The organism is Paenibacillus sp. An7 (assembly GCF_009870785.1).
Lineage (GTDB): Bacteria > Bacillota > Bacilli > Paenibacillales > Paenibacillaceae > Paenibacillus.
This window is the reverse complement of the sequence record NZ_WTWX01000002.1, coordinates 76,028-85,473: the sequence shown is the minus strand read 5'-3', so window position 1 is coordinate 85,473 and position 9,446 is coordinate 76,028. Positions and strand designations below refer to the sequence as shown.

The 9,446-nt window shown below is 40.1% G+C and carries 13 protein-coding genes; 11 read left to right on the top strand and 2 right to left on the bottom strand.

Annotated elements, in window-relative coordinates:
- On the bottom strand, positions 1 to 1,318 hold a 1,318-nt coding region (locus GQY27_RS21435), incomplete at its 3' end, for a diguanylate cyclase (protein WP_201450668.1).
- A gap of 241 nt (positions 1,319 to 1,559) precedes the next feature.
- Between GQY27_RS21435 and GQY27_RS03340 the strand changes: the two genes are divergently transcribed.
- From GQY27_RS03340 to GQY27_RS03300, 9 genes are all read left to right on the top strand, one after another.
- The gene (locus GQY27_RS03340; protein ID WP_160032128.1) at positions 1,560 to 2,051 is read left to right on the top strand and encodes a hypothetical protein; all 492 of its coding nucleotides are present in this window, start codon (positions 1,560 to 1,562) and stop codon (positions 2,049 to 2,051) included.
- Complete coding sequence (locus tag GQY27_RS03335) at positions 2,048 to 2,530, top strand: hypothetical protein (protein ID WP_160032127.1); 483 nt, start codon at positions 2,048 to 2,050, stop codon at positions 2,528 to 2,530. The genes GQY27_RS03340 and GQY27_RS03335 overlap by 4 nt, the downstream gene beginning before the upstream one ends.
- Positions 2,531 to 2,922: 392 nt before the next feature.
- Positions 2,923 to 3,426 (top strand): YcxB family protein, encoded by a 504-nt coding sequence (locus GQY27_RS03330; protein WP_160032126.1) that lies wholly within the window; start codon positions 2,923 to 2,925, stop codon positions 3,424 to 3,426.
- Between the two features lie 184 nt (positions 3,427 to 3,610).
- Positions 3,611 to 4,405, top strand: coding sequence for a glucosamine-6-phosphate deaminase (locus GQY27_RS03325; protein ID WP_160032125.1), 795 nt, complete (start codon positions 3,611 to 3,613; stop codon positions 4,403 to 4,405).
- Positions 4,362 to 5,615, top strand: a complete 1,254-nt coding sequence (locus GQY27_RS03320) for an N-acetylglucosamine-6-phosphate deacetylase (protein WP_236570467.1) — start codon at positions 4,362 to 4,364, stop codon at positions 5,613 to 5,615. Before GQY27_RS03325 ends, GQY27_RS03320 begins: the two co-directional genes overlap by 44 nt.
- Before the next feature lie 122 nt (positions 5,616 to 5,737).
- Positions 5,738 to 6,133 (top strand): RDD family protein, encoded by a 396-nt coding sequence (locus tag GQY27_RS03315; RefSeq protein WP_160032123.1) that lies wholly within the window; start codon positions 5,738 to 5,740, stop codon positions 6,131 to 6,133.
- 24 nt (positions 6,134 to 6,157) lie between these two features.
- On the top strand, positions 6,158 to 6,490 hold the full coding sequence (locus GQY27_RS03310; RefSeq protein ID WP_160032122.1) for a hypothetical protein: 333 nt from the start codon (positions 6,158 to 6,160) through the stop codon (positions 6,488 to 6,490).
- An 18-nt stretch (positions 6,491 to 6,508) separates the two neighbouring features.
- Positions 6,509 to 7,339, top strand: coding sequence for a VanW family protein (locus GQY27_RS03305; RefSeq protein WP_160032121.1), 831 nt, complete (start codon positions 6,509 to 6,511; stop codon positions 7,337 to 7,339).
- A gap of 63 nt (positions 7,340 to 7,402) precedes the next feature.
- Positions 7,403 to 7,840: a hypothetical protein gene (locus GQY27_RS03300; protein WP_160032120.1), complete on the top strand. Its 438-nt coding sequence runs from the start codon at positions 7,403 to 7,405 to the stop codon at positions 7,838 to 7,840.
- A gap of 9 nt (positions 7,841 to 7,849) precedes the next feature.
- Here GQY27_RS03300 and GQY27_RS03295 read toward each other — a convergent pair whose 3' ends face one another.
- Entirely contained in the window at positions 7,850 to 8,077 is a 228-nt protein-coding gene (locus tag GQY27_RS03295) for a hypothetical protein (protein WP_160032119.1), read from the bottom strand.
- Positions 8,078 to 8,290: 213 nt separating this feature from the next.
- Between GQY27_RS03295 and GQY27_RS03290 the strand changes: the two genes are divergently transcribed.
- Both GQY27_RS03290 and GQY27_RS03285 read left to right on the top strand, forming a co-directional pair.
- A complete protein-coding gene (locus GQY27_RS03290) occupies positions 8,291 to 8,908 on the top strand; it encodes a hypothetical protein (protein WP_160032118.1) in 618 nt (205 codons plus the stop codon).
- A gap of 71 nt (positions 8,909 to 8,979) precedes the next feature.
- Complete coding sequence (locus GQY27_RS03285; protein WP_160032117.1) at positions 8,980 to 9,396, top strand: hypothetical protein; 417 nt, start codon at positions 8,980 to 8,982, stop codon at positions 9,394 to 9,396.
- Positions 9,397 to 9,446 lie beyond the last annotated feature (50 nt).

Sequence of the window (9,446 nt, the reverse complement as noted above, 5' to 3'; positions counted from 1 at the left end):
GCATACTATCACGAATCTGATGTGCAACATGCTGCAGTAAAAAATCCCCAGCCGAGTGACCAAGCGTATCATTTATCCATTTAAATTGATCAAGGTCTATCATAATGACAGCTGTCTGCTGATCTTCTAAATTAGAGTTTTGAAGTGACTGCTCTAAATTTTCCATGAAATGAAGCCGATTTCCGAGTCCTGTTAAATTATCCTCATAAGCCAGTTTTTGTAGTTTTGCCTCCGCATCCTTTGTTTCTGTGATGTCACGTGTAACTAGATAACAGAAAATTTGATCATCGATTTCCAAATAGGCGCTGTCGATCTCCACGATCTTTGTTTCATGTAAAAATGTATTGATCCTCTGTTCGATATGAATAGGTGTCATCGTGCCAAATCGATCTTTATATAATTCTTTCATCATTTGCTGATCTTCCTCAGGGATAAGGGCGATTAGATCAACCCCTTCTTCTGAAATCGAATTCGGAATTCCAAGCGATATCCGAAAGGCGTCATTCATTTCTACGGCAAATCCAAATTCGTTTACAAGTGCAATGCCTTGTCTTGATAAAGAGTATAGAACTTCAAACCTGCGATTAGGAGAAGCTAGAAAATCATAATGAACCATGGCGGAACGGATAAAATAAGCCCAAATGAGTATACAGTACGCAGGCATGATTTCGTAAGGGAGTATTCTAAAAAGAATCTCAGAGCCAAATGAATCTTTTAATAAGGAAATCCCAGTCCAGATGACAGCCCATATGAGACTGAAGACAAGTCCTTGTTTGATTCTTTGCTGACGAAGGTGTTCTTTTTGCGACCATTTCTTATATCTTCGCTGCCGATTGCCAATCCATGAAAAGAGAAACAACATCAAAAAATTATAACCTGATATCACCATAATCATTACTAACAGGTAAAAGTCCAATTGTTCAGAACGCCATAATATACTTTGTGTACTAGAAACCGAAGTTTCCGGGGCATTTATTAAGATGGGAAAGATACCGATCGACGGGACTAAACAAAGCAGATGCCGGAATATCGGCTTTATTCGTACTTTGCTAACCAAGCTATAGAGATAAAGCCCGAGCGTCATGGTTATAAAAACGCTGATGTACTTTACATACATCGTTACATATAAACCATATTCAATCGGCAGTGTTGTTGCCCAAAATTCTCCGAGAAAAAATAAACTAAGCGAAAACAATAGCAACATGCTTAAGCGGTTTATTGTACTTCGAGGATTTTTGAAATAAACTTCAATTCCCATTGCGAATAAAATTAAAAACGGGATAAATAAACATATAATTTGTAGGATCATGTTGTACATTACCATCGCTCCATCAACTAGACTTCAGTAATAACTCTTATTTATATATCGTCGTGTACAAAGTTTTTTTATATCCCATAACTTAAGCAAGACAAGATTCTATTTTACAGTATATAACTGGTTAATATATAAAAAGGTTGAATATTAATTATAGATGTGGAATCATAAAAACTATAATAATTTGGAAAATAAAGCTTGTAGTTCATTTTTTTAAATTTATAAGGGGTGAAGAAATTCATTAATGAAGAAGAGAAGGTATACAACAAAGCTCTCCCGAAAAGAATGCCTATCCTTTATAAAAGAAAATATGGATTTTATTCGTTTTGATTTTTATAACGAATTCTTTCGTGGATGGACGAAGTTCGGTATTTTTAGCATTGCGTATAACGATGGGGAACACAAAAGGAGAAGAATCATTCGTAATAAGGCGGTAGGCCGGATTTCTGTAAAAGATGGAAAAACCTATGTTCGTTTTCGTCTATATAAAGGTTGGACAGATCCCTTTTCTTATATATACACGATGTTTCTTTTTCTATGTATATATTTATTCATGGGCCCTCCGTTTATTTCTGAAATGTTTCTCCTTAGCGTAAGCCTGTTACCTGCGATTATGATTGTATATTCTTGGTTATACACGATTTTATCAGAAGATGGCCATTCCAATGAGGCGCTTTTGCTTGCTTATGTAGAGCGAGTATTTGAGCTGGAACCGGAGATGAAGCAGAGAAAATGATAAGTCATAAGAAGAACAGGATTTATATATGGATCAGTGCAGTCGTAATTAGTTGTATTGTTGCTACATTTTATTATCATCGGGATCTACCCTTCCATCACAATATAGAGGCAGTAATCTATTCTCCAGATACAACATTTGAGAAAAAGACAACGGTAATACTTGATGGGGAAAAATACAAGAGATTATCGGGGAAACACCGGATTTCAGGAGAGATTAGGGTGGACGAAGAGTTATCATATCACTTTACTGCCGATTTGGACGGAAACCAGTACGTGTATATGGTTCCTTATTATGACGAGAGTGGAAATCAGCGTACGCTTGGGGTAATCCATATTTCTAAAAACTTAGATCAGGTATGGCTGAGTTCAAGTGAGCTTAATAGCCGTTATCAACTTGATGATGGGTATGTTTATGGTCCGGCAAGTTCCAAAAGGGATGTAGACGATTCGTTAACGAAGATGCTTTATGGTAAATGAGCAACGTAAACTTCCGTATGATAAGTAAAAGGAGTGAAAAGTTATTGTTTGTTATCACGTTGGTGTTTTCATTTTTAATAGGTGTGTTATGTGTGAAGTTCGGAATGGATAATTCAAAACAGAGTAAATACAATGAAGAAATGCTGCAAGAGCTTAGGGATATCAAGGAATTACTTGAGCAAAGAGGAGAAAAGTAGGGGAAGTAGATTACACGTCACAGCGTGATCAACACACTGTAAGAATGATACATACAACAAGAATTTTTTTTATTTGTGAGATATGCTCTTGCAATGAATTAGAATAAAACGGTGGTTTAGGTCTGCGATGTACCGTATGATAAGAACAGGATCGACGAATATCTATATAGGAAAAGAGAGGGATACACCGTATTCATGAAAATTACGATTGATTTAACAAAAGAGGATTACTGGAATATGAACAAGTATGTCATGTTTCATATTCCGAAATACCGAAACCTGCTGATGCTCACATTCATCAGCCTGCCGACCATTATTATTGCACTGCTCCGTTTCGTGCTGGACTATTCATGGACATATTCTATCATTATCGGAATCCTGGTGACTGCATTATCTGCGTTTTATATGATTTTTTCGATCAAACGCAAGGTCATGAGGGTTGTAAAAACAAACGCGGGAACGGTCGGTAAACATACTATTGAACTTAATGGAGAAGGTGTGTACGAAACTACTGAATATAATAATCTAGAGTATTCCTGGAAAGAGATCGAAGCGATTAAATCTGATAAGGAATATATTTATATTTTCGTCAATAGTGTTCAGGCGATCAACATTCCTAAACGTGCTTTTGCGGACGATAAACAAGAACAGGCATTTGTACATCAGCTCCAACAATATACGCATAAGAAAATATCTTAATAAATAAGGCCAAGAGCGATATAAAGCTTTTGGTCTTTTTTTTACGATTTTATACAGGATAGTCGTACCCCAGTCACGAAAGAAAAACAAAGAACCCCGTCATTTACGTAATTATGAAGTCATAAAGTAAATAGATCATAAAGGACAGAGTTTGAGTTAGGGACGATTCTTAGAGGAGGAATGAATGATGGAACAAACCACATCAAGCATGACTTTTTTTCGTGACAGTTTAAAAGTACAGGTGTATGCGGACCGCAAACAGATGGGACTTGCTGCAGCTGTCCTTGTGGCAGATCAGATGAGAACCCTGCTTCAAAGGCAGGAGCGAGTCCGCATGATTTTTGCTGCAGCTCCGTCTCAAAATGAGTTTTTGGATGCGCTGGGAAAAGCGGAAGGAATCGACTGGAAACGGATTGATGCCTTTCATATGGATGAATATGTAGGATTGCCGGAGTCTGCTTCACAGCGGTTTGGTCTATTTTTAAAGCGTGGTTTGTTTGATCGTGTTCCTCTTGGGAATGTTCATTATATTAATCCATCTAAGGATGCAGAGGAAGAGTGCATTCGGTATACGCAACTGCTGACTGCTTCTCCGATCGATATTGTCTGTATGGGGATTGGGGAGAACGGACACATCGCTTTTAACGATCCGCCAGTCGCAGATTTTTCTGATCCCGTCTGGATGAAACGTGTAGAGCTGGATGAGGCATGCCGTGAACAACAGGTGAATGATGGATGTTTTACGAGTCTTGAGCACGTTCCAACCCATGCGTTAACCCTTACTATTCCAGCACTACTATCCGGAAAATATATCTACTGTATGGTTCCAGGCCCGCTCAAACGAACAGCCGTTACAGCAACCTTAACGGGACCGATAGAACCAAGTTGCCCCGCCTCTATACTGCGAACGCATCAAGGAGCGATTTTATTCCTAGATGAAGCATCCTATGATGCTGAGCTGGGTCTTGGAAAGGAATGATTCTTCAGTTATGAATAAGTATAGCGGTACAGTCTTGGAAGGTATTCACTACAAGACAGGGGAGAGAATCAGACTCTTTTGTGAAGATGGAAAGATCAGTGAAATCAAAGTCTTACCAATAACACAGGAAAAATGTAAGGAGAGGAGCCATCCTTTTGGTGAGGAGAAGGAGGACCTGCCTCTGATCGGTCCGGGACTCGTTGATCTTCAGATTAATGGATTCAAAGGCTACGACTTCAATCATCGGCATCTAACTTCGGAAACGGTTAAGTCGGTAACAAGGTTACTGCGGCAGCAGGGCGTTACATCCTATTATCCGACAATAATTACAGAGAGTTCCGAACATATTGAGCGAGCCCTTCGCACTATAGCTACAGCCTGCGCGGAAGATCTGGAAGTGGCAAGCATGATATCCGGAGTTCATGTAGAAGGCCCTTATATCTCGCCTAAGGATGGTGCTAGGGGAGCACATGCTTTGAAGTGGGTGAGAAAGCCGGATTTTGACGAATTTACACGCTGGCAACAAGCTGCAGAAGGAAGAATTAAGCTAATTACACTCTCACCAGAATGGGAGAATGCAGAAGCTTTTATCCGTCATTGTGTAGCTGCAGGAATTACCGTCTCCATTGGCCATACCTCAGTGACCTCCTCACAGATCAAGACAGCGGTTGCCGCTGGAGCATCGATGTCAACCCATTTTGGTAATGGTATACAAGCAGAGCTTCCTCGTCATCCGAATGTCCTATGGGCTCAGCTCGCAGCAGAGGAATTATCATGTTGTCTCATTGCGGATGGATTTCATCTTCCAGAGGAAGTGCTTAAAGTAGCCCTGAAGGTAAAAGGAGATCAGGCGCTGCTCGTAAGTGATGCCGTTGCCCTCTGCGGAATGCCGCCAGGGTACTACGATACACCTGTTGGGGGCAAAGTGGTCCTTACTCCCGAAGGCAGACTACATCTAGCCGAGTCCCCTGAACTGCTTGCTGGCTCTGCACAGCTGCTGACTAGAGGGATCGAACAACTTGCAAGAAGCGGGATCTGCAGTTTAGAACGTGCCTGGGATATGGCTTCGGTAATTCCGTCTTCCAAGATGGGCTTGTCTTCAGCACGTGGAATGGAGGTAGGTGCCCCAGCGGATGTACTCCTGGCTTCCTGGGATGGGGAGCGGTTCAAGGTCCTTCGTACGTATAAAGCAGGAAAGTGCAGCGAGTAGAGCAGTCTGTAAGATAATCACGTTTTTTATCATTGAAGAAGTAACTACGCCCGCTCTATTGTTGTTATTACATATGAGCTAATCATAAAAGAGAAAACAAAATAGAGCGGAGAGTGAGTGACATGAGTGTGGCAACAGGTAAACCTGGGGGATTTTGGAGACGCTTGGGAGCGTTCTTCATAGATTCACTACTTCTTACCATTCCAATGAGTTTGATTACTGGATCGGTAGAAAATGTAGCTACAGAAGTGGTAATCATTCTATATTTCTTGTTACTACCCGTATTTTGGAATGGTTTTACGGCAGGCAAGTATATATGTGGCATTAAGATTCGAAGAGTAAAGGATGAATTGCCTCCAACCTTATGGAACATGTTTCTGCGAATCTTTGTAGGTACGCTAGTATACGCTGTTACATTAGGAATACTTCAGATGGTCAGTGGATGTTTTGTCATTTTTCGTAAAGATAAACGTTCCATTCATGATCTCATTGCCGGTACAGAGGTTGTACGAAGATAATCATCAAAAGAGAGGATTTTCATCGTGGTAAATGGTTCTAATCGCAAGCATAGTACTCTTAAAAGGTGGCTCCTGACGCTCAGTATGATCATGTTAGTCTTTGTGTTGCTCAATCCGGCTGAAGGCAGGTACTATGGTTGGCTGGAGCGAGAATATGGAATTACACTCGAAGAGTACGATTATATGGATGGAAGAACTTTTGTTAAAGATGGGAAACAAATGTATGAAACAGGACATATTCGAAATGCTTTGTTTTTCACAATAAAAGATATGGAATATTACGATATGGATTATAACGAATTAGTATATGAGATTAGCACGGTAGGGATACTCGGAACTTTTTTTGAAAGAAATTAATGAAAGGGGGAAGATATCATGAAGCCGATCAAAAGGTCTAAACTCCGTATTAAGCTCGGAACGGCCTATTATCGCAGTAGACGATATGTAGAGTGGTATTTTGGAGGAACTCGTTTCGCTCAAAAACAAAGCAGTACCGTATTGCCATATAAAGTTGCATCCCATAAGACTCCGCTCTTACGAAAGTTAAAGGATGTAGATATGTGGCTGCAGCATAACAAGATCATCAATTTGAAGATTGCGATGAAACGTTTGAATGGAATTATCATTCAGCCTGGGGAAACATTTTCTTATTGGAAGCTAATCGGAAATCCTAACCGCAGAAAGGGATATGTGGAAGGAATGGTTTTGTTCTATGGTGGCTTTAAACCCGGAATTGGGGGCGGGCTGTGTCAGTTGTCTAATCTCCTCTACTGGATTACTTTACATACCCCTCTGCAGATAACGGAGAGGCATCGACATAGCTATGACGTATTTCCCGATTCAGGTCGCAGTCAGCCATTTGGAAGTGGAGCAACCTGCGCCTATAACTATCTCGATTTGAGAATTACCAATCCCACTGACCGGCCGTACCAGCTTACTCTACAAATCACAGATGAATTTCTAATCGGTTCATGGAATAGTGTAGTTCCACAGGAGCTGACCTATGAAGTGTATGAGAAGGAGCATCGGATTACCCAGGAACACTGGGGAGGACATATGAGACATAACCTGCTATACCGGCGTGTATGGAATCAGCAGGAGGAACTGATTGATGATCAGTATATTACAGAGAATCATGCGCTGATGATGTATCAGCCATTTTTGAAATCGGAGAATGAGGTGAATGAACAGCAGGGGCAAGCTTAGGATCACCTTGAAGGGCTGAATGCAATGCTCCAGCTATAAGGACTAATAGGTAGGAGGTTGAGCGTGAGAAGGAAGGACAGAATGCGGAGATCAGGTGGTTTTCTACTTTTATTCGTATGTTTCCTATGTGCTGTGTTTATACAAGGCTGTACTTCTTCTCGTCCTGATCTTCAGAGGACAACATTATCCGAGATTTACCCAGGTGATATAACAAAGGTGGACAGAGTAGAACTGCTTGATAGAGCAACGGGTAGAACGAAATGGCTGGATGATCCGGTTGAGATCCGTCTATGGATTGGAGGTTTAAACGATGTGGTACTCATTCCAGAAGAGAATCAGGAGGGAAGTGTCGGCGGGATGTATGTGATCGGATTCTACGAAGGTGAAGATAGAAAACTTTGGTTTAGTCCGCAATCCATAGAAGATGTTTATTATGAAACAAACGAGCTTTTTACAGGTCAAATTCGGTTACTATTCGAGCGTGAATTCAGTACACCGTAAACCCTATTCTTAATTTTCACTTTCCTTCTGGACAGCCACAGCGTAGAAATAACTAAGCATCGAGATGATTTGAACGATAGTAAGTGGATCTCTCCAATGACCGGCTTGTAAAGAAAGGATTGTAGAAGTGAACAACACGAGTAAAGAAAAATACTTCAAATAATGCTGGCTTCCCATTCGGAAAATGAGCAAGACACAGAATAACAGGGCAATACAAAGCAAGACGATCATGATCATGGGGAAAACTCCTTTACTATTCATGAATATAACCAAGCTAATATTATTATTGGAATTATATAACAAATATTAAAAGAGAGTCTATAACTAATTTATTAAGGAATTTCTATTGTGACTGTCAAATTACAGCGAGCAACATGAGTCCTTTTATAAAGAATGTGGGTTTACACCTTGCGGCGGTGCAGTATGGAGGCCCGGAAAGGAAGTAGAGAGATGAGGATACAAGCGGCTCGCAAACTAAAAATAGGCGTGGGTGTGTTACTTGTTGTGATCGGTGTCTTCCTTGTTCTATCTTCTAGTAACTCAAAAAACGAGAAGGAGACGGAGATTCATACCACAGCCCAGATGATCCCCATAGAAAAGACAGAACTGTATTTAATGAATGGCGTTGGAGAACGGTGGGAGGTCCAGGACTATATGATCTTAATCAGCAATGGACAAATCCTAAGAGGTAATGCAGAGCTTACGTACACAGGAGATCCAAGCGATCTGGCTCAAACACGGAATTTTGAAATTAGTTTCTACGAAATAAATGAGGGACAAGAGAAAGAGGGAGTTTTTTCGCGGGAGTATCATCTAGTCAGCAACAGCAGAACGGTAGACAACCCTCTAAATATTTTAGAAAATGCAAAAAACCTCGGCACTAACATTCATGAGTATTCTTATGACGAGTTAAAAAAGGATGAGACCGCCTATGAGTCTACTTTTGCTGAAATTATATGGGATGACGAAAGTGGAAAGATCCATAAAGAAGTGGTGGATCTGAGCATACGTAGACAAGTAAAGGTAGATCCATATTCAGAAAAAGAGACATCTTCGGAAAATAAGTAGAAGTTCATTTTTCGTGAGATGCTAATTAAAGCTTTACATATAACTAGAGAGTATCAGAAATGAGGATATGTATGAACTTTTTTTCAAAGCGTAGTTTTTTTATTCTGACCGTGATTACCTGCCTATTCTTAATATCAGGTTGTGGCGGTCCAAGTAGACAAGATGTTATGAATCATTTAGAACCTTCCGGGCAAGAAAAGTATGCTGTGCATTTGTTTTACGAGGATAGCTTGCCCATGACGGAAACAAATGAATTAAATATCTTTCATAACTCTCATCCTATTTTTCTAGATACCATTAATAAAATTCAATTTTGGAATCAAGACATAGAACCTTATAAGAAATGGGCCAAGGTACTTGGTATTAAGGATTTTCCCGTGTATTTGGTCATGGATGCTGAAGGAATTGTATTAGAAACTCCCTATCTAAGCAGAGTAAAGGAATTTTTAACGGAAGAATTGTTACCAAACGACACGAATTCAAATTAGTAAGTAACCTCAGTAGAAAGTCAAAAAAAGAGGAATCAGAATGAATTCTG

Coding starts and splice junctions, on each gene's coding strand:
- GQY27_RS03290 (WP_160032118.1), top strand. CDS start 8,291: ATGAGGATACAAGCGGCTCGCAAACTAAAAATAGGCGTGGGTGTGTTA.
- GQY27_RS03335 (WP_160032127.1), top strand. CDS start 2,048: ATGATAAGTCATAAGAAGAACAGGATTTATATATGGATCAGTGCAGTC.
- GQY27_RS03340 (WP_160032128.1), top strand. CDS start 1,560: ATGAAGAAGAGAAGGTATACAACAAAGCTCTCCCGAAAAGAATGCCTA.
- GQY27_RS03320 (WP_236570467.1), top strand. CDS start 4,362: ATGAAGCATCCTATGATGCTGAGCTGGGTCTTGGAAAGGAATGATTCT.
- GQY27_RS03330 (WP_160032126.1), top strand. CDS start 2,923: ATGAAAATTACGATTGATTTAACAAAAGAGGATTACTGGAATATGAAC.
- GQY27_RS03325 (WP_160032125.1), top strand. CDS start 3,611: ATGATGGAACAAACCACATCAAGCATGACTTTTTTTCGTGACAGTTTA.
- GQY27_RS03295 (WP_160032119.1), bottom strand. CDS start 8,077: ATGATCATGATCGTCTTGCTTTGTATTGCCCTGTTATTCTGTGTCTTG.
- GQY27_RS03305 (WP_160032121.1), top strand. CDS start 6,509: ATGAAGCCGATCAAAAGGTCTAAACTCCGTATTAAGCTCGGAACGGCC.
- GQY27_RS03285 (WP_160032117.1), top strand. CDS start 8,980: ATGAACTTTTTTTCAAAGCGTAGTTTTTTTATTCTGACCGTGATTACC.
- GQY27_RS03315 (WP_160032123.1), top strand. CDS start 5,738: ATGAGTGTGGCAACAGGTAAACCTGGGGGATTTTGGAGACGCTTGGGA.